This window comes from Rhodococcus sp. 14-2483-1-1 (genome assembly GCF_002259335.1).
Classification (GTDB): domain Bacteria; phylum Actinomycetota; class Actinomycetes; order Mycobacteriales; family Mycobacteriaceae; genus Rhodococcoides.
In genome coordinates, this window is sequence record NZ_NPFX01000022.1 from 36,071 (window position 1) to 55,289 (window position 19,219).

15 protein-coding genes and 1 pseudogene are annotated in these 19,219 nt (G+C 62.3%); 6 read left to right on the plus strand and 10 right to left on the minus strand.

Annotated features, from left to right (window positions below):
* Positions 1–15: 15 nt before the first annotated feature.
* From CH294_RS21245 to CH294_RS21255, 3 genes are all read right to left on the minus strand, one after another.
* Positions 16–1,065, minus strand: coding sequence for a 2,3-butanediol dehydrogenase (locus tag CH294_RS21245; protein ID WP_094739019.1), 1,050 nt, complete (start codon positions 1,063–1,065; stop codon positions 16–18).
* A 37-nt stretch (positions 1,066–1,102) separates the two neighbouring features.
* Positions 1,103–2,473 carry an NAD-dependent succinate-semialdehyde dehydrogenase gene (locus CH294_RS21250; RefSeq protein WP_094610402.1) on the minus strand — a complete coding sequence of 457 codons (1,371 nt, stop codon included), beginning with the start codon at positions 2,471–2,473 and terminating at the stop codon, positions 1,103–1,105.
* 89 nt (positions 2,474–2,562) lie between these two features.
* Complete coding sequence (locus CH294_RS21255) at positions 2,563–4,194, minus strand: NAD(P)/FAD-dependent oxidoreductase (RefSeq protein ID WP_037150310.1); 1,632 nt, start codon at positions 4,192–4,194, stop codon at positions 2,563–2,565.
* Positions 4,195–4,415: 221 nt separating this feature from the next.
* On the opposite strand from CH294_RS21255, the gene CH294_RS21260 reads away from it, so the two are divergent.
* Positions 4,416–6,140, plus strand: a complete 1,725-nt coding sequence (locus CH294_RS21260) for a helix-turn-helix domain-containing protein (protein WP_094704850.1) — start codon at positions 4,416–4,418, stop codon at positions 6,138–6,140.
* A gap of 7 nt (positions 6,141–6,147) precedes the next feature.
* Here CH294_RS21260 and CH294_RS21265 read toward each other — a convergent pair whose 3' ends face one another.
* Positions 6,148–7,044 carry a LysR substrate-binding domain-containing protein gene (locus CH294_RS21265; protein WP_037150315.1) on the minus strand — a complete coding sequence of 299 codons (897 nt, stop codon included), beginning with the start codon at positions 7,042–7,044 and terminating at the stop codon, positions 6,148–6,150.
* 87 nt (positions 7,045–7,131) lie between these two features.
* Here CH294_RS21265 and CH294_RS21270 point away from each other — a divergent pair, with 87 nt between their 5' ends.
* The 5 genes from CH294_RS21270 (at position 7,132) to CH294_RS21295 (ending at position 13,696) form a co-directional block, all read left to right on the plus strand.
* A complete protein-coding gene (locus tag CH294_RS21270; RefSeq protein WP_094739020.1) occupies positions 7,132–8,310 on the plus strand; it encodes an acyl-CoA dehydrogenase family protein in 1,179 nt (392 codons plus the stop codon).
* Positions 8,307–9,521 (plus strand): CaiB/BaiF CoA-transferase family protein, encoded by a 1,215-nt coding sequence (locus CH294_RS21275; protein ID WP_094739021.1) that lies wholly within the window; start codon positions 8,307–8,309, stop codon positions 9,519–9,521. Before CH294_RS21270 ends, CH294_RS21275 begins: the two co-directional genes overlap by 4 nt.
* Before the next feature lie 31 nt (positions 9,522–9,552).
* Positions 9,553–10,281 carry a 3-oxoacyl-ACP reductase FabG gene (gene fabG / locus CH294_RS21280; protein ID WP_094739022.1) on the plus strand — a complete coding sequence of 243 codons (729 nt, stop codon included), beginning with the start codon at positions 9,553–9,555 and terminating at the stop codon, positions 10,279–10,281.
* A gap of 48 nt (positions 10,282–10,329) precedes the next feature.
* On the plus strand, positions 10,330–11,544 hold the full coding sequence (locus tag CH294_RS21285) for an acetyl-CoA C-acetyltransferase (RefSeq protein WP_094739023.1): 1,215 nt from the start codon (positions 10,330–10,332) through the stop codon (positions 11,542–11,544).
* Positions 11,545–12,913: 1,369 nt separating this feature from the next.
* A complete protein-coding gene (locus CH294_RS21295) occupies positions 12,914–13,696 on the plus strand; it encodes a class II aldolase/adducin family protein (RefSeq protein WP_032403499.1) in 783 nt (260 codons plus the stop codon).
* 97 nt (positions 13,697–13,793) lie between these two features.
* On the opposite strand, the pseudogene CH294_RS27900 reads toward CH294_RS21295, so the two are convergent.
* The 6 genes and pseudogenes from CH294_RS27900 to CH294_RS21325 form a co-directional block, all read right to left on the minus strand.
* Positions 13,794–14,063, minus strand: a pseudogene (locus tag CH294_RS27900) (hypothetical protein); the annotation flags it as partial.
* 19 nt (positions 14,064–14,082) lie between these two features.
* A complete protein-coding gene (locus tag CH294_RS21305; protein ID WP_249305431.1) occupies positions 14,083–15,051 on the minus strand; it encodes a sugar kinase in 969 nt (322 codons plus the stop codon).
* Positions 15,048–15,695, minus strand: coding sequence for a bifunctional 4-hydroxy-2-oxoglutarate aldolase/2-dehydro-3-deoxy-phosphogluconate aldolase (locus CH294_RS21310; RefSeq protein ID WP_094739025.1), 648 nt, complete (start codon positions 15,693–15,695; stop codon positions 15,048–15,050). The genes CH294_RS21305 and CH294_RS21310 overlap by 4 nt, the downstream gene beginning before the upstream one ends.
* Positions 15,692–17,191: a mannitol dehydrogenase family protein gene (locus CH294_RS21315; protein WP_249305432.1), complete on the minus strand. Its 1,500-nt coding sequence runs from the start codon at positions 17,189–17,191 to the stop codon at positions 15,692–15,694. The genes CH294_RS21310 and CH294_RS21315 overlap by 4 nt, the downstream gene beginning before the upstream one ends.
* On the minus strand, positions 17,188–18,405 hold the full coding sequence (gene manD / locus CH294_RS21320; protein ID WP_094739026.1) for a D-mannonate dehydratase ManD: 1,218 nt from the start codon (positions 18,403–18,405) through the stop codon (positions 17,188–17,190). The genes CH294_RS21315 and manD overlap by 4 nt, the downstream gene beginning before the upstream one ends.
* A gap of 38 nt (positions 18,406–18,443) precedes the next feature.
* A complete protein-coding gene (locus CH294_RS21325; protein ID WP_094739158.1) occupies positions 18,444–19,166 on the minus strand; it encodes an amino acid ABC transporter ATP-binding protein in 723 nt (240 codons plus the stop codon).
* Between the last annotated feature and the right edge of the window lie 53 nt (positions 19,167–19,219).

Genomic DNA, 19,219 nt, shown 5'->3' on the forward strand with positions numbered 1-19,219 from the left:
GTGAAGTGGTGGATGTCAGGCTGTCGGATCGACGAGGAGCTTCATCTTGCGTCCGGCCCGCAATTCCTCGAACCCGCCGTCGACGACGTCTCCGAGAGCGATCGTGTCGACCCAACCGGTGGTGTCGTAGTGGCCCTTGGCCATCAGGTCGATCACCGAGCGGTAATCATCACCGGTGTAGCAGATGGTCCCCTGAATGCGCCGCTCGCGTAGAACGAGGTTGATCAGGGGTGTCGAGAGAGGCTTGTCGTAGATCGCCACACTGATCAGGGGGCGTCGCTCGCCGACGCACTCCAGTGCCGACTCGACTGCGGGAGCTACGCCGGCTGCGTCGAACGCGGCGTCGACGCCGTCTCCGTCGGTGCGATCGGCGATGAGGGCGGGAACGTCGACCGACATCGGATCGAGGGTGCGAGCCCCGAGTGCTTCGATGGACTTGCGTCGAGTCTCCGACGGTTCGACGACGTCGATCTCGGTCAATCCCATGCCGCGCAACGCAAACCAGATGCCGATGCCGATGGGGCCGGCGCCGTAGACCAGTGCGCGGCTCTGGTCGCCGACCTCGCCCAGTACGGCTGCGTGATAGGCCACCGACATGGGTTCGACCAGCGCGCCCATCTCGACCGGAATCGAATCCGGAAGCTTGTGAACCTGGTTGCGGGGAACCACCGTGTACTCGGCCATCCCGCCGTCGGCCATCAATCCGTGGAAGCCGATCGACTTGCACAGGTTGTACTGGCCGTTGCGACACGGGCGGCATTCGCCGCAGCGGTAGATGGGTTCGATAGTGACCGCGTCACCCTCGGCGACGTCGTCGACGCCCGCTCCGACAGCGGTCACAATGCCCGAGAACTCGTGCCCGAGAACCACCGGCATGGCTTTGTGAGTCAATGGATGCGGGTCGGACGGCGGGATGAAGATAGGACCGTCGTAGAACTCGTGAAGATCGGTGCCGCAGATACCGTTACGGGACACGCGGATCTTGACCTGCCCCGGACCGGCGTCGGGCTCGGGCACGTCTTCGATCTCTACCTTGTGATTGCCGTAGTACACAGCTGCGCGCATGGTTCTTCTCCTGAGATGAGTTGATGCAGTTGACGAGTCAGAGGGTGCGAACGAGCTTCTTGTTCGCGAATTCGTCGAGCCCGAATCGACCGAGCTCTCGGCCGATGCCGGAAGTCTTGACTCCGCCGAACGGCATGTCGGGCGCGCTCTTGATGGTGGTGTTGATGCCGACCATGCCGACGTCGAGCCGGTCGGCGACGTACGCAGCTTCGCTGTCGTCCGTGGTGAACACGGCACTGCCGAGACCGAACGGGGAATCGTTGGCGAGATCGATGGCGGCGTCGGTCGAGTCGACCTTGTGCAGCACCGCAACCGGTCCGAACAGTTCTTCCCGGTATGCCCTCATATCTGGGGTGACACCGGAAAGCACGGTCGCGGGGTAGTAGGCGCCGTCGCCGTCGGGGACGGTTCCACCGAGGTGCACCGTGGCACCCTTCGAAACAGCGTCCGCCACCTGCTCCGCGATTTCGTCGCGTCCGCCGATGGACGACATCGGACCCAGGCGCGTAGCGGGATCCGTCGGGTCACCCATCGACCACGACTGCGCCGCCGAAACGAACCCGTCGAGGAACTCGTCCCACACCGAGGCGTCGACAATCATCCGCTTGGACGAGGTGCATGCTTGGCCTGCGTTGCCGAATCGACCGGGGACAGCCGCGGCGACAGCATCATCGAGGTCGGCGCCGGCGAGCACGAGGAACGGGTCCGAGCCGCCGAGTTCGAGTACTGCCTTTTTCATGTACTTGCCGGCGAGCTGTCCGATGATGCTGCCCGCGCGTTCCGATCCGGTGAGCGAGACCCCCTGAATTCGGGGGTCCGCGATGAGATCGGCTATCTGGTCGCTGGAGGCAAAAATGTTCCGGTACACACCCTCGGGGCTTCCTGCATCACGCAACATCGCCTCGACGGCCAATGCCTGCTGCGGGCAATTGCTGGCATGCTTGAGTAGAATCGTGTTGCCCAGCAACAGGTTCGGCGCTACGAATCGGGCAACCTGGTAGTAGGGAAAATTCCACGGCATGACGCCGACGAGTGCTCCGATGGGTGCCGTACGCACCAATGCTCGTCCGGAACCGGCAATGTCGAGTTCCTCGTCCGCGAGCAGGTCCATACCCTTGGTCGCGTAGTACTCGAAGATCGACGCGGAGAGTTTTACTTCGCCTCGGGCCTGTGCGATCGGTTTGCCCATCTCGAGCGTCATCAACTCGGCGAGTTCGGTTTCGCGTTCGCGATGCAGATCGGCGACCCGCTGGAGAACCGAAGCGCGTTCGGCCACTTCGGCGGTCCGCCATGTTCGGTACGCGGCGTCGGCGGCGGAGAGCGATGCCATCACCTGCTCGTCGGACTCGGTCTCGAACTTCGCCACGATGGTGCCTGTAGTGGGATCGGTGCTTGCGTACTTGCTCATCGGCATGTCTTTCGTTGCAGGACGCCGGCCGGGCGACCGGTATGGGTCACCCGGCCGGCGTGGTCGATGCAGTGTCCTCGAGTGAAGGGTCAGGCAGGCTCGAGCGCGTCCGATTGCGTCAGGAAGCTCGGGTAGCCGGATGCCTTCTCGTTGTCGAGCACCGAGCGATACTCCTTGATGCCGCCGAGGTAGAACATGACCGTGCGCTTCTTACCGGGGATGTTGGCACCGAAGATCCACGACGCAGCTTTCGGGAACAACGTCTGGTCGGCGATGTCGGCGCAAATATCGGTCCATTCTGTTTCGATGTCCGGCTTGGCCTCGATCCAGCCCATGGAGTTGTTCTCGATGGCCCCGATGGTGTCCGAGATCCACTCGACCTGTGTCTCGATCGACGGCGGCAGGTTCGTGAAGGGTCCGTTCGGTCCGAGGATCATGAACATGTTCGGGAACCCGGTGGTGGCCATTCCGAGGTAACTGGTCGGCCCGTCCTGCCAGTGTTCCTTGAGGCTTTCGTCGTTGCGTCCGCGGATGTCGACCTTGACGTAGTTGCCGTCGACGGCGTCGAAGCCGGTGGCGCAAATCAGTACGTCGATCTTGTGCAGTTCCCCATCTTCGGTAACGATGCCTTCGGCTGTCAGTTCGCGGATGGGGTTCTCGCCGACGTGAACCAGAGAGACGTTGTCCCGGTTGAACGTTTCGTACAGGCCCGAATCACACAGTGGTCGGCGGGCGTAGAGATCGGTGGGCGTCAACTTGCGTCGTGTCTCCGGATCCTCGACGATCTCGGCGATCTTGGAACGGATGAATTTCGCCGCTTCCTCGTTCGCTTCGGGATTGGTAGCGATGTCGCAGAACGTCTCGAACATGAAGCGGAACCCGCCGCCCTCGTCCCACGTCCGCTGGAAGATCTGCTGGCGTTCCTCGGCAGAGACGCTGAACGTCTCGATCTCACTTTCGACGAATCCCATTGCGACGCTTGAATTGCGGACCTGGTCCCAGTTGGCCTCGAAGTTCTCTTTCTGCCGTGCCAATTCCTCGTTGGACAACACGCGGTTGCCCGCAGGAACGCTGTACTGAGGGGTGCGCTGGAACGACGTGAGATGCCCGGCGATCGGCGCGACCGCGGTGATCACCTGACCTCCGGTGGACCCGTTGCCGATGACTCCGACTCGCTTGCCGGTCAGATCCAAATCCTCGGGCCATGCGCCGGTGTGCACCAACCGGCCCGCGAAGTTCTCGATGCCCGGGAAATTCGGCACGTTCGTCGCCGACAGGAGGCCGAGGCCGTTGACGAGATACTTGGCCTTGTAGGTGATTCCACGGTCGGTGGACACGGTCCAGGTTCCGGCAACCTCGTCGAATCGGGCCGCGGTCATGGTGGTCTCGAGCGCGATGTCTTCGCGCAGCGAGTAGCGGTCGACGACGCCGTTGAGGTACTCCAGGATCTGGGGCTGGCGAACGAACTTCGTGTTCCAGGTGGTTTGGTCGTACAGATCGCGGTCGAACGAGTACTGGTAGACGAAGCTCTCCGAGTCCGACAGGGCCCCCGGGTACTTGTTCCAGAACCAGGTACCGCCGACACCGGCGGCCTTGTCGATAGCGATGGCGGTCAGTCCGAGTTCACGCCGTAGCTTGTAAAGCATGTAGATCCCGCCGAAGCCGCATCCGACGACAAGCGCGTCGATCTCACGGATCTGATCGGGTTCGTGTGACGCCATGTGATTGCTCCTCCGGTCTTGCGACCTGTGTGGTGTAGTTCACTTCCTCTGGACACAATGGTGAGGTGGAGCACAGGTGTCTGGTGTGTACCAATCTGGAACACTCGGATATGACGGTGCTGAACTGCAGTTATGCGCGTATGGCAGTAATGGCGTAGTGATTGTTGCGACCTGTGAGTGTTCAGGTGGCGGACGAACAACTGGTTAGAGGGCGAGAACCTATGAGTGATGCGGTGCGCGAGGCGAAGCGGCACCTGATGCGCGCAGGCCTGCTGTCCGGTGCTCCCGACGAGGGGGTTGTTCCGGACCTGATCTTGCGCAGCTGGCGTCGCTCGATAGGCAACAGCGCGGACAGCACGCTGCCATCGCAGAAGTTCGACGAGATCGATACCGACTCGATTCTGCGCCGCGCAGCAGATCCGGTACTCGACCGATGGCAGGACCAGCTGGTGGACACCGGCACGACATTGTTTCTCAGCGACCGCGCAGGCAGCATCGTGGCGAGGCGCGCTAGCGATCGAGGATTGCAGCGAAAACTGGACCGAGTGAACGCGGCCGAAGGGTTCGACTATTCGGAAGACTCGATCGGGACCAACGGTCTCGGTACGTCGATGGTCGAAGGCCGAGCGGTGTACATCGAAGGCAGCCAGCACTTCAACGAGTCGCTGTCCGTGCTGGCGTGTGCCGCCGTTCCGGTCTACACGCCGTCGGGCCTGGTGATCGGATCGGTCTCGCTCGGGGGACCGTTGGCCATCGCGAATTCTTTGATGGTCACCCTCACCAAGGAAATCGGTCAGCAAATCGAAGAACGATTGAAGGCGGCAGCACGACCGCAGGACCTCGCGTTGGCGATGTCGTTCATGCGTTACGCCAACTCTCGTCGTCCCACGGTCATCATGGATCGTGAGTCGCTGCTGGCGAATACACCCGGACTGCCCTATGTGAGCGTCGACTCGCACGTGCTTCTGTGGGATCGCCTCAGCGCACACAACTGGGCGGTCGCGAGCACGGCCCGCTGGGATATCGAGTCAGGCGCGGTGGCGGTGACAGCTCGGCGAGTCGTCGAAGGAGCCCGCGACTACTACGTGCTGCACTTCGCTCCCGTTCCTCGAGACGAGGTGCCGACGGCCGCTCCCATCGGTCCCAGTGCACACGGAGACAGTGCTTCGCGAGAGGCGGCACAGGCGGCGGTGACGGTGATCGACGGTCCTCGTGGATCCGGTCGTGCGTCGCGGGCGTTGGATGCACGCGCCGGTCGAGGAGAAGGCGGAGAACTCGAGGTGGTCGTTCTGTCGACAGACACCGCAACGCCCTGGTCTGCGGTGGCAGACCTGCTCGAGGGCGGCCGAGATGTCCTGGTACGAAGACTGGAGTCGGTGCATGACCACGAAGCGGTGGTGGTCGCGACCCTGGTTCGGGAACACCGCGCCGCTGTTGCAGCCGGTCGGCGGAATCAACTGTTGATCACCAGCTGTGCCGAGGCATCCTCACCGGAAGTCGCTGCACTGGTCGATCATTGGGGTATCGACGCCAGAACGGAAGCTCTCTCCGCCGCGCCGGATCGCATTCCGGGGCTCGTCCGTAGCATTCTCGATCAGGTGGATACAACGCGGCGGCATTCGATGTCTCCGACAGCTCTGCAGTCGTTGATGCAGTGGGAATGGCCCGGCAATATCGCAGAGTTGACGGCGACCGTGACCACCCTTGCGTCGAGTGTGACTGCGTCGGTGATCGAGCGCCACCACCTGCCCGAACACCTACAACGAGCGCCGTCACGTCGGAAGATGACGATGATGGAATCGGCCGAGCGTGATGCCATCGTCGAGGCATTGGACCGCGCTGGTGGGAACAAGTCGATGGCAGCAGAGCTCCTCGGGATCGGTCGAACTACCCTCTACCGCCGTTTACGTCAGCTCGGTCTGGACGACGGTGAGGCGTCGCTGTAGGTGCCGCTCACGAGCCGCTCTCGTCGAGAGCGACGACCTTGTCGAGTACCACGCGCAGCGCTGGGTTGGTGTTGTCTCGGCGCCACGCGGCTCTCATGTCCACATCTGCTGTGGTGTCGTCCAGGGGGACGAACACGACGTGCGGGTCGGTGACGTTGCTGGCCACCGAGGCCAGGGTCAGGTGGCATCCCACCTCGGCGGATACCAGGGCGAGGGCAGTCTGAGTGTCGGGAGCGATCTGAACGACGTCGGGGACGAAGCCGTGCGCGTCCGCCAATCGGCGGAGTCGATCGGGGAGTACCGATCCTTCGTGCAGTGGCAGGGATACGAAGTGTTCCTGTGCCAGCTGCCCGATTCCGACGTGCCGTGCGTCGGCCAGCGGATGTGTGTCGGCGATTGCGACGACGAGATGATCTGGCATCACGACCTGGGACTCGACGGTGGACGGTATGACGTCCCATCTGCCGAGTGCAATGTCGGTGTCTCCACCCAGAAGCCGTTTCATGGCCGGCTGGGCGAAGTTCTGGCTGGAAAGTTCGAGTTCGATACCCGGGTGCTGAGACCGAACGAGTCGAGCGAGTCTCGCGACCATGCGATGCGTCGACACACCCGCGAACGCGATGCGGACGAGTCCGGTCTCGCCGCCGTCGGCCGATAGGACGGCGTTCTCGGCGGTGCGCATCGCTTCGAGCACTGCGCGGGCGGGGTCTATCAGGGCCTGACCGCTGGCAGTCAATTTCACCGAGCGGGTGTTTCGGTCGAACAGGGTGGCACCGAGGTGCTTCTCGAGTTGCTTGATCGTGCGACTCAAGGGCGGCTGCGCGACATGCAAGCGCGCGGCGGCACGGCCGAAGTGCAGCTCCTCGGCTACGGCGAGGAACGCGCGGAGCTGCTCGACGTCCACCTACCCTCCTTTATTGCCGAAATTATCAAAACAGAAGTACCAATTAAGTATTGGACTGATGGTAATGCAGTAACCGATAGTTGTCCCATGGATACGCTGAATCCCGATGTACCGGACGACGTCTTCGCGGACGTGTTGAAGCAGATCTCCCACTTCGTGCGCTCACGTGTGGTGCCGCGTGAACTCGAGATCATGAACACCGATTCGATTCCCGACGATCTGCGCAAGCAGTCCGCGGAGATGGGACTGTTCGGCTACGCGCTTCCGCAGGAGTGGGGTGGGCTGGGCCTGAACCTGATTCAGGACGTCGAGTTCGCGATGGAGCTCGGCTACACCTCGCTGTCGCTGCGCTCGATGTTCGGTACCAACAACGGGATCGCCGGGCAGGTGCTCGTTGGCTTCGGTACCGAGGAGCAGAAGTCGAAGTGGTTGCCGGGCATGGCATCCGGCGACATCGTGGCGTCCTTCGCGCTGACCGAGGACGGGGCAGGGTCCAATCCAGCGGGTCTGAGGACGACGGCAACAGTCGACGGCACCGGGTGGGTCATCAACGGCAGCAAGCGGTACATCACCAATGCACCGATCGCGAACATGTTCGTCGTCTTCGCGAAATTGGACCCGAAACCGCAGAGCGGCAACGGTATTGCAGTATTCCTGGTTCCTGCCGACACCGCCGGGATCGAGGTGGGCGTCAAGGACGCGAAGATGGGGCAGCAGGGCTCCGGCACTGCCGATGTGAACTTCACCGACGTACGCGTCGAGGCCGACGCGTTGGTCGGCGGCAACGGGGACATCGGGTACAAGGCGGCGATGACGTCGCTGGCGCGGGGGCGGGTGCACATTGCCGCGCTCGCAGTCGGGCAGGCGCAGCGTGCGTTGGACGAGTCGGTGTCGTATGCCGCGGCGTCCACTCAGGGCGGTGAGCCGATCGGGAATTTTCAGCTGGTGCAGGCGATGATCGCCGATCAGCAGGTCGGTGTCATGGCGGGCCGGGCGATGGTGCGTGAGGCCGCGCGGGCCTGGGTGCAGGAGACCGATCGCCGTATCGCGCCGTCCGCAGTGAAGTTGTTCTGCACCGAGATGGTCGGCACGGTCGCCGATCTGGCAGTCCAGATTCACGGTGGTGCCGGATACATGCGTGAGGTTCCGGTCGAACGCATCTACCGTGATGTACGACTGCTCCGACTGTACGAGGGCACCAGCGAAATTCAGCGACTCATCGTCGGCGGCGGCCTGATCAGAGCCGAACAGAAACGCAACTCGTGAACGCACCACTCGAAGGCTTCAGAGTCGTCGCGATAGAGCAGGCCGTCGCAGCTCCGCTCGCCACCAGGAATCTCGCCGATCTGGGTGCTCGTGTCATCAAGATCGAACGCACCGACGGCGGAGACCTGGCGCGGGGTTACGACCACGCCGTCCACGGCACCGGAGCGCATTTCGTGTGGCTCAACCGGGGCAAGGAATCGCTTGCGGTCGATCTGAAGTCGGTGCAGGGACGCCACATCGTTCGAGAACTCATCGACCGAGCCGACGTGTTCGTGCAGAACCTTGCTCCTGGTGCGGCAGAGCGTCTCGGCTTCGGTGCCGACGAGTTGCGCACAGCGAATCCGCACTTGGTCGTCGTCAACATGTCCGGGTTCGGCAGGGGTGGTCCCATGCAGGATCGTAAGTCCTACGACATGCTGATCCAGGCCGAGTCGGGCTTGATCTCCATCACCGGAACACCGGACGAGCCGGCCAAGACCGGAATACCCACCGCTGACATCGCCACCGGAATGTATTGCGCACAATCGGTTCTCGCGGCGTTGCTGCGGCGCGGACGAACCGGCGAAGGCGCGACCATCGACGTGTCCATGCTCGATTCGACCGTGGAGTGGATGGGCCACGCGATGTACACACAGATGTACACCGGCACGCAACCGCAGCGTATGGGTGTGAGCCACAGTTCCATCGCGCCGTACGACGCCTATCCGACGAGCGACGGTCAAATCTTGATCGGTGTACAGAACGACCGTGGCTGGTACACGCTCGTCTCGGAGGTACTGGGCGTCCCCGAGTTGGTGGACGATGTTCGATTCGCGACGAACGTGCTGCGCGTACAGAACCGCACCGAATGCGACGCTGTCGTCGCCGCCCGCACATCGCTCTTCACGACAGTCGAGCTGGACGCGAAACTGGCGTCGGCCGGTATTCCTGCGGCCCAGGTCAAACAGATGGATCAGGTCATTGCCCATCCTCAACTCGTCGAACGTGACCGTTGGCGCACGGTCGGTACCGAACACGCCACAGCGCAGGCGCTGCTGCCTCCGGCTACATTCGCCGATCACGAAGCTCCGATGGGCGATGTTCCAGCACTGGGTCAACACACCCGCGCACTGCTGATCGAATCCGGTTGCGGCCCCGACGAAGCGGACGGCATTCTGCGCCAGGGTATTGCCGTGCAGAACGCAGCCTTCGATGCGGACTTCGCACGATGACCGTCGGCACCACCACAGAACAGGACATTTCATGATTTCAGGTCGTACAGCCGTCATCACCGGTGGCGCTCAGGGCATCGGTTTGGCCGTCGCCACGATGTTCGCCGAGAACGGCGCGAACATCGTCATCGGTGATCTCGACGAGTCCAAGGCCAAGGAAGCCGCAGACGCTCTACCCACCCCTGCAGTCGGCGTTCGCTGCAATGTCACGTCCGCCTCCGACGTACAGGCCCTGGTGGACACTGCCGTCACATCGTTCGGGTCTATCGACATCATGGTCAACAACGCGGGAATCACTCGCGACGCGACCATGCGGAAAATGACAGAGGAGCAGTTCGATCAGGTGATCGATGTGCATCTCAAGGGTTGCTGGAACGGCACGAGAATCGCAGCAGGCTTCATGCGTGAGAACGGCGGTGGATCGATCATCAACCTGTCGTCGATCTCGGCCAAGGTCGGCTTCGTAGGGCAGAGCAACTACTCGGCGGCCAAGGCCGGAATTGTGGGACTCTCCAAAGCGGCAGCGAAAGAAGTTGCACACCTGGGTGTTCGGGTCAATGTCATTCAGCCGGGACTGATCAAGACGGCGATGACCGAGGCCATGCCGCAGAAGGCGTGGGACCAGAAGATGGCGGAAATACCGATGCAGCGTGCCGGGGATCCGCGGGAAGTGGCATCGGTAGCTCTGTTCTACGCGTCCGACCTGTCGTCCTACATGACCGGCACCGTCTCCGAGGTTACCGGCGGGCGCTACATGTAGCGATCGATCGTCCCCTCGTAATCCCATCCCGCCCTGATAAGGAACTTCATGCCCGACGCTGTCATTTGTGAACCGCTACGCACACCTGTCGGTGGATTAGGGGGAGTGCTCCGCGATGTGTCACCGCAGCAGCTCGCCGCCGTGGTGATCAAAGAACTGTGCGCGCGTACCGGACTGGAGGGCGGTGCCATAGACGACGTCATCCTGGGACAGGCCTCGCCGAACGGCGAAGCACCTGCAATCGGACGGGTCGCCGCACTCGATGCAGGCCTCGGTATCGAGGTTCCAGGTCTACAGGTCGACCGTCGGTGCGGATCCGGACTGCAGGCCGTCCTGCAGGCGTGCATGCAAGTACAAACGGGCGGTAGCGATCTGGTGCTCGCCGGTGGTGCGGAAAGTATGAGTCAGGCCGAGTTCTACGCAACCGGAATGCGATGGGGGATCAAGGCCGAATCGGTGGCGCTGAGCGATCGACTGGCCCGAGCCCGTGTCACTGCAGGCGGGACAAACTTTCCTGTTCCCGGCGGAATGATCGAAACCGCCGAGAATTTGCGAGCAGAGTTTTCGATCAGCCGTGAGGACCAGGACGAGCTCGCCGTCCAGTCGCATCAGCGCGCAGTTGCCGCGCAGAAGAACGGAGTGTTCGCCGAAGAGATTGTGGGAGTGCCGGTTCCGCAGCGCCGCGGTGATCCGATTGTGGCTGACACCGACGAACATCCGCGTGCCGACACCACTGCCGAGAGTCTGGCGAAGCTACGTCCGATCCGCGGGAAGATCGATCCGGCCTCGACCGTCACAGCAGGTAATGCCAGCGGTCAAAACGACGGTGCTGCGCTCGCGATCGTGACGACTCCGGAGCGCGCAGCCGAGCTCGGGCTACGTCCGATCGCGCGGTTGGTCAGTTGGTCCGTTGCCGGTGTAGCGCCACGGACGATGGGAATCGGACCGGTCCCGGCGTCCGAGAAGGCTCTCGGGCGCGCAGGGTTGACCATGGCCGATATGGATGTCATCGAGTTGAACGAAGCCTTTGCCGCACAAACTTTGGCAGTCCTGCGAACGTGGGGAATCGAGCCGGACGATCATCGGCTGAACCCGAACGGCTCGGGCATTTCACTCGGCCACCCGGTCGGTGCCACAGGAGGCCGGATTCTCGCGACCCTCCTTCGCGAAATGCGGCGGCGTGGTTCCCGGTATGGACTGGAAACGATGTGCATAGGTGGCGGACAGGGTCTTGCTGCTGTCTTCGAGAACGTCAGTCGGTAGGTGCCGGAGTCGCCGGATATGAGTGCCGACCCGGTCCTCTGCGGGCCCTGGCCGCGTCCGGACAGGTCGCCGAACTCGAAGTCATGTACGCAATCCAGCGGATAATCATCCCGAGCTTCGAGTTTCGCGCGGATCGGCGTCGGTCAGAACGGGGAACGGGTGAGCGTGGTCGCGAACAGTGAGCAACTGCCACTGAGTGAACTCGTCTCACTTGCTCTGGGTACTGAATCGTGCGTCATTGCCCGAGGTGCCGGTTCCACCGTTGCCAGTAGTTCCCCGCGGTGTTCTCGGCTAGTCGACAGTGCCGCGAGCGTGTCACTACTCGGTGCAACCAAGGGTGAACCTGGATGTACGAGCGTGTACGGAAAACGCTGCTCAGGGGATGTGCGGTGGGTCCCGGTGGGACCATCGAAAGTCGGTCGATCTAGCTGGGGGTCAAGGGGTCGCAGGTTAAATACCTGTCAGCCCGACCGATAATTGCAGGTCAAAGGCGGTTTCGGAGAGATCCGGGGCCGCCTTTTTCGTCTGCGTAACGCGCGACTGTCACCGCTCGGTCTGGATGATTCCTCTGCAACTCGGCGGGTGTGAGCTATGCCGAGACGTCGAGAATTTCGAGCGCGAGAATCCCTTGCTGTCGGTGCCCTGTGCGACTCTGCACGGCATGGCGATCTGCATGGCGTGCGATCTGGAAATGCTCGATTCGGTGGGTTGCACTTGGCGACCCAGTCGAATACCGAACGGAAGGAGAAAGTGTCACGACTGTGGCACCCCGCCGGGAGCGCTTCACCACCCGGGGTGTGACGGCGAGCGGTGCCGATGTGGACAGATGCTCTCATGCGGCAGCGGATGCGCAGTGGATGAGTGCGAACGTGAAGACGGCCACGACTACGTTAACGCGAGCTGCAGGTGGTGCAACGAACCGTTCGGACAGCTCCGCGTGGTGGACGGCCGTTGACCCTGCGGCCTGCTGATTGTGGTGCCGGTGGTTCCACTCCGTCCCGGAGGTGGTGAAAAACTCTAGGTCGGTTCCGGCAAAACTGTTGGTGCACAGGCGGAACAGTGGCAACACCTCGTGACGGTATCTGGCTGATGTCATCGGTCGATTGCCAAGCGCTGACCGGACGTCGCCGGCGACACAGCGACTGAAAGCTACGAGCCGTCGCGAATGCCATCACTCCGGCGACAGCACGAGGCACATCGCATTGCATACGGGCTTTCGCGATTCAAGGTGCGACTCGCGGGTGTAGAACTGAACCATGACCGAACAGTGATGTTTCGCTGCGAGGCTCGTCATGCGGACCGTCCGCTACCCGTCGACCATGCCCCGAGGTCGTGCGCGGAAACGACACTTGCGACTCGAAGGAACACGATGTCCGAACTGGCTCAGACCCGCCCAGGAATCGACGTACCCGCTCCGCCGGTTTTCGAGTCGGTCGACGACGAACGGCAGCACCGAAAGCAACGACTTGCGGCCGCTTTCCGGCTCTTCAGTCAATGCGGCTTCGACGAAGGGGTGGCGGGGCATATCACCGCTCGTGACCCAGAGAAGACCGACCACTTCTGGGTCAACCCCTTCGGTATGCATTTCAGCATGATCAAGTCGAGCGATCTGATCCTGGTCGATCACGAGGGTCAGATCGTCGAAGGTAATCGTCCGGTGAACCGTGCTGCTTTCGTCATCCACTCCCAGGTGCACGCGGCTAGACCGGACGTGGTTGCTGCCGCACACGCACATTCGTTGTACGGCAAAGCGCTGTCGAGCCTGCGGATGGGGCTTGCACCTCTGACTCAGGACGCCTGCGCGTTTTACGACGACCACGCCGTGTTCGACGATTACACGGGTGTCGTTGCCGAGTTGGAGGAGGGCAGAAAAATTGGTGAAGCACTCGGTCAGCGCAAGGCGATTGTGCTGTCGAACCACGGTCTGCTCACGGTTGGTCGGACCGTGGACTCCGCGGCGTGGTGGTTCATCACAATGGAGCGATCCAGTCAGGCGCAACTCATCGCCATGGCGGCGGGTGAACCGAAACCGTTGGATGACGTGACGGCGAAGCTGACGTACAACCAGGTGGGTCTCGAGTACGCAGGGTGGTTCCAGTTTCAGCCGATGTACGACCGAATCGTCGCGCAGTACCCAGAGTTGATGGACTGAACGACATCGGCCACTTTGTCTCTGTTTGAGCCGCCGAAACTCCGCTCAGCGGAGCGGCTTCGAGGCTTTGCGACGACTGCAGCTCGACGTTCTTCGATCAGCGGTTTTGTGACGACGTTTGTGACGACACTGTGCCTTCGGGTGCCGACGACGCCGCCGAACATCGCCTGTCGGGTCGCAACGCAAGTTCGGTTCGCAGTGAGGCGATGTGGAAGGTCAGTTCGGCCACCTGCTGCCGAGTTGCAGCCTGGTTCGCGTCGTCCTGTTCGGCGACCTTCTGGACGAGCCACGACGCCAAGGTTGCCGTGACGACTCCGAGCAGCGCGATGCCTGCGACCATCAGCCCGACGGCGATGAATCGGCCCGTGGCTGGAACTGTCCGTAACTCATCGGATGACAGGCTCGCACCCTTCGAGCAGCTCGAGCTCACGACGTCGCGGTAGCCCCTCCCAGTCCCCACGGGACAGGCATGCGAAGGCTCCGGTGCGCACGGCGGTGTGTAGCCGCTGTGCGGGATCGTGGCCGTCGACCAACTCGGCGAGGTAGCCCGCGACGAATGCATCGCCTGCTCCTACTGTGTCGACGGGGTCGATCGAGATCGCATCCTGTCGGTAGGTCTCGTCATCGATGATCGCGTAGGCACCGTCGGCACCGCGTTTGATGATCACCTGAGAGGGGCCGAATTCGGCGAGCCCTCGGGCAAGAGACTCCGGGTCGTCGGCGTGATCGGGCCCGAGAACGAGAGCCGCTTCGTCCTCGCCTGCGAACACGACGTCGACGAAGGGGAGTATTTCTCGATATACCTGTGCAGCAGCGTCGCTCGACCAGAGAGCACTGCGGTAGTTGACATCGAAAGACACGCGCACTCCGCTGTCGCGAGTCCGAGCGATCACCTGACGCCAGGTCGCAGCGGCTTGCTCCGACAGCGCAGGAGTTATTCCGGTGACGTGTAAGAGGGCTGCGCCCGACACGATGTCGGAGTCGACGTCGTCGGGGGTCATCTGTGAGGCAGCGCTGTGTGCGCGATAGTAGGTCACCCGCTGCATGGTCGGCGTTCTGAGTTCTTTCACCATGACGCCTGTGGGAGCAGCGCAGTCATCGGGCGCGACGACGTAGACACCCTCGGCTCTGATCTCTCTGCGCACCAACTCACCCGGTGCGTCGGAGCCGAGCCTGCTGCACCAGACTGCCGAAGTACCCAGCCGTTGCAGTCCGATCGCGACGTTCGACTCGGCCCCGCCGATTCCCACTGCCACGTTTCCGGCATGGGCGAACGGTCCTGGATGTTCGCTGCGGAACAGCGCCATCGTTTCGCCGAACGTCACGACGTAGGGAGTGGACAATCGAGACCTCACAGGGTCGCCGCCTCATCCACGACTCGGCGTATTTCCGTTGCGCGCCTGGTCAATTCATGAAGATTTCCACCTGAGAAAGCGTCGCCCAGTAGTGGCCCGCCCATGCTGACCGCCACCGCGCCTGCTCGAATCCAGGCGGCCGCTTCGGCGATGCCCACTCCTCCCGAGGGAATGACTTCGATATCGGGAAAGGGGCCACGCAGGTCGGCGACATAGCTCGCACCGACCTTCGATGCCGGGAAGACCTTCACTGCGGTGGCACCTGCCGTCCAACCGCGATGTAGTTCGGTCGGAGTCAACCCGCCTGGAAACACCGGCACGCCGCGATCTACCGCGATGTCGATGATCGACGTCTCGGTGATCGGTGTGACCAGGTACGCGGCACCTGCGTCGATGGCCTCGCTCGCCTGATCGGTTGTGGTCACGGTGCCCACGCCGAGTTCGGCATCGGCACCGAATCGTTGCAGTAGCTTCGGCAACTCTTCGATGACGCCGTGGGTGCTCAGGGTGAGTTCGATGCTCACCACCCCACCGGCAATCAGTGCTTCCACGACCGGCGCGTATTCGGTGGCGGTTTTCGCACGTAGGACAGCCACGACGCGAGTCTCGCGAAGTAGTGCCGACGGTTCGCTCCTGCTGTTCATCGATCACCTTTCACTGCTTCGGACGTCGCTGCTTCGATTCCGTGTCCGACGATGACATCGATCAACTCGCCGGTTCGTTCGACGAAGGGGTCCCAGTCGGCGATGTCGTCACCGAGCAACCGCCGGTCGGTGAGCGCGCCCCTCGCCATGTGGGCTCCCGATGTGCTGCGCGATGCAAGCTGGGAAAGCCATCCTCGGGCCGGATCTTGCATGGCGGCCGCATGAGGTCCTGGATCGAAACCGTCGATCGGGGCCAGGCAGCTCAAGTACGCCGCTGTGGTCAACGCCATCAAGTGGGGAGTCCGCCCGGCCTCACGAAACTTCATCGCTGGTTCCGGAATACGTTCTCGCAGTTTGACCGATCCGTCGGAACCCACTTGCTGTGTGCGGTGCCCCAACGCTGTGTTGCTCCATCTGACGAACAGTTGTTCCTCGTACAGGTCAGGATCGATACCATCGGGTACGTTCACGCTCGGTAGATACTCGTCCCGAAGTACTGTGCGCGCGGCCCGTTCGACGAAGCTCTGTGCAACCGACTCAGGTATCGTCGCCGCGCTCGACAGCGCACCCAAATAGGCTATGAGCGAATGAGTTCCGTTCAACAGGCGTACTTTCAGCTGTTCGTACCGACCGACCTGGTCCGAGAACACTGCACCGCCGGCTTCCCATGCCGGCCGACCGGCTGCAAAGTTGTCCTCCAGAATCCACATGCTGAACGGTTCGGCGGCCACGGGTATCGAGTCCTCGAAACCCATGTCGCGCGACAGGTTCGACCGATGAGCGTCGGTGGTAGCGGGGACGATTCGGTCGACCATCGTCGAAGGAAACGCCACGTTCTGCTCGATCCACCCTGTGAGTTCACCTGATTCGGAGCCCGACATCTGTGCTGCGAACTCCAGCACCAGTCTTCGAGTGTGCTCACCGTTGTCGTTCAGGTTGTCGCAGCTCAGGACCGTCACAGGCGTGTTGTGCTGGACGCGACCCTGCAATCCACGGACGATCAGGCCGATGGTGGATCTCGGTGCGCCGCCGGCAAGGTCATGAGAGATATCCGGGTGGTCGAGTTGCAGGCCCTTGGTGGCTGGGCTGTACGTGTACCCGTTCTCGGTGACAGTCAAGGACACGATCTTCGTAGTTCGGTCCGAGATCGCAGCGACGACGTCATCCGGTTCCCGAGCAGCCACGAGTGCGCCGGTGTGGACAGAAGGGACACTGTAGGTCGCGCCTGCGGGCGAGATTTCCGCCACCGAATACCTCAGATCCTGCGCACGCAGGGCATCGGCTACCGTTCCGGATCTACTCGAGACGCCCAGGATGCCCCACTCGCCGTCCTGATGAGCGAGTGCCGCCTCGGTGTACACAGCCTGATGCGCGCGGTGGAAGTTACCGAGACCGAGGTGGACGATGCCCTGCTCCGGTGGCCGGTTCCTGCCCCCGGACGACGGTGGTGCCGTGGCAGCCGACAGACGGGGCAACGGAGTGCGAATGATCGTCACCAGTCCTTCACCGAACCGTCGAGATTACGTGCAACCGGCAGATATGCGCGTTCGTACGGAAAGCGTTCGGCGGCAGCTTCGTCCACCTCGACGCCGAGGCCGGGTGCAGTGCCTGGATGCAAGTAGCCGTCCTCGTAGGTGTAGCTCGGGCGAAACACCTCGGACACCTGCTCGGGGTAACCCATGAATTCCTGAATCGCGAAGTTGGTGGTGGCCAGACCCAGGTGCAACGACGCAGACAAGTTGACAGGAGACACGTCCGACGGACCGTGGGGCGCACCCATGACCTGGAAGATCTCTGCGAGCGCGAAGATCTTGCGGACGTGTGAAATGCCGCCTGCGTGCACGATCGCAGTCCTGATGTAATCGATGAGCCGCTCGGTGATCAACTGCTGGCAGTCCCACACGGTGTTGAACACCTCGCCGATCGCCAGAGGAACCGTCGTGTGCGCCCGAACCGTGCGGAGCAACTGTTGATTCTCGGCGGGCATCACGTCTTCGAGCCAGAACAGGTTCACTGGTTCGACGGCTTTGCCGAGCCGCGCGGCCTCGGTGGGATTCAACCGATGGTGGACGTCGTGCAACAGGTGCAACTCGGGTCCTACCGCGTCCCGAACCGCCGCCAACATGTCCGGTGCGTGGCGGAGATACGCAGCTGTGTCCCATTCTTCTTCCACCGGGCCGACACCGCGTCCGGCGGGTTCGTAGCTCGCCGCTCCGCGGGTGACGCCGTATACCTTGTCCAGACCGGGAACGCCGAATTGCACACGCACAGCACGGAAACCGTCGTCCCGACGTTTGCTCACCGATTCGAGAAGCTCGGGTAGGTCCCAGCCGGTGGCATGGGTGTAGGTCAAAATACGGTCGCGCGCAGCACCGCCGAGGAGTTGGTAGACCGGCATGTCGGCAGCTTTTCCCTTGATGTCCCACAGCGCCAGATCGACCGCCCCGATGGCTGCCATCGTGACCGGTCCTCGACGCCAGTAGGCACCGCGGTAGAGGTACTGCCACGTGTCCTCGATGCGCTCGGCGTCGCGACCGATCAAGAACGGCGCGAGATGATCGCGGAGGTAACTTGCAACGGCCAGCTCACGGCCGTTGACCGTGGCATCGCCCCATCCGATCAGACCGTCGTCGGTGGTCAACTTCAGAGTGACGTAGTTTCGTCCAGGACTGGTGACGATGACGCGGGCGTCGACTATTTTTCGAGTCATATTGTGAATAGGCTCATTTCAGTGAGACGGGTGAGATGTCAGAGCACTTTGCTGAGAAACTCTCGTGCTCGATCGGTCTTGCAGTCCGTGAAGAACACGTCGGGCGTGCTCTCCTCGACGATTCTGCCGTCGGCCATGAAGATGATCCGATCGGCAGCGGTCTGCGCGAATCTCATCTCGTGCGTGACCACCACCATCGTCATACCCCCCTTGGTCAGTTCGACGATGACGTCGAGGACTTCTTTGATCATCTCGGGATCGAGAGCGGACGTCGGCTCGTCGAACAACATCACCTTCGGGTTCATCGCGAGAGCGCGCGCTATGGCGACGCGCTGTTGCTGGCCACCGGAGAGCTGAGCGGGACGCTTGTCGGCTTGAGATTCGACCCCGACACGGGTGAGGAGATCCATTGCGCGCGTGCGGGCTTCACCGGCGTCGACGCCTTGCGCTTGGACCGGACCGAGCATGACGTTCTCGAGTACCGTCATGTGTGCGAACAGGTTGAACTGTTGAAAAACCATCCCGACTTCCGAGCGCAGCCGGGCGAGTTCGGCGCTCTCCTCGGGTAGCGGCACACCGTCGATCTCGATGACGCCACCATCGATCGGCTCCAATCGATTCATGGTGCGACACAGAGTCGATTTGCCGGAACCGGACGGACCCAGAATGACGACGACCTCACCGGCCGCGACGTCGAGATCGATATCGGCCAATGCTTGATGGCCGCCGAACCACTTCTGAACTCCTTTGACCGAAATCATCGTTCTGGCGTCGCGCACGGATGCCCCTTGCTCATGATCGGAACCCTTGTGTT

What these genes read in the sequence shown, in the direction of transcription:
- CH294_RS21245 (WP_094739019.1), bottom strand. Translation starts at nt 1,065, where the DNA reads ATGCGCGCAGCTGTGTACTACGGCAATCACAAGGTAGAGATCGAAGAC.
- CH294_RS21250 (WP_094610402.1), bottom strand. Translation starts at nt 2,473, where the DNA reads ATGAGCAAGTACGCAAGCACCGATCCCACTACAGGCACCATCGTGGCG.
- CH294_RS21255 (WP_037150310.1), bottom strand. Translation starts at nt 4,194, where the DNA reads ATGGCGTCACACGAACCCGATCAGATCCGTGAGATCGACGCGCTTGTC.
- CH294_RS21260 (WP_094704850.1), top strand. Translation starts at nt 4,416, where the DNA reads ATGAGTGATGCGGTGCGCGAGGCGAAGCGGCACCTGATGCGCGCAGGC.
- CH294_RS21270 (WP_094739020.1), top strand. Translation starts at nt 7,132, where the DNA reads ATGGATACGCTGAATCCCGATGTACCGGACGACGTCTTCGCGGACGTG.
- fabG (WP_094739022.1), top strand. Translation starts at nt 9,553, where the DNA reads ATGATTTCAGGTCGTACAGCCGTCATCACCGGTGGCGCTCAGGGCATC.
- CH294_RS21285 (WP_094739023.1), top strand. Translation starts at nt 10,330, where the DNA reads ATGCCCGACGCTGTCATTTGTGAACCGCTACGCACACCTGTCGGTGGA.
- CH294_RS21295 (WP_032403499.1), top strand. Translation starts at nt 12,914, where the DNA reads ATGTCCGAACTGGCTCAGACCCGCCCAGGAATCGACGTACCCGCTCCG.
- CH294_RS21310 (WP_094739025.1), bottom strand. Translation starts at nt 15,695, where the DNA reads ATGAACAGCAGGAGCGAACCGTCGGCACTACTTCGCGAGACTCGCGTC.
- manD (WP_094739026.1), bottom strand. Translation starts at nt 18,405, where the DNA reads ATGACTCGAAAAATAGTCGACGCCCGCGTCATCGTCACCAGTCCTGGA.
- CH294_RS21325 (WP_094739158.1), bottom strand. Translation starts at nt 19,166, where the DNA reads ATGATTTCGGTCAAAGGAGTTCAGAAGTGGTTCGGCGGCCATCAAGCA.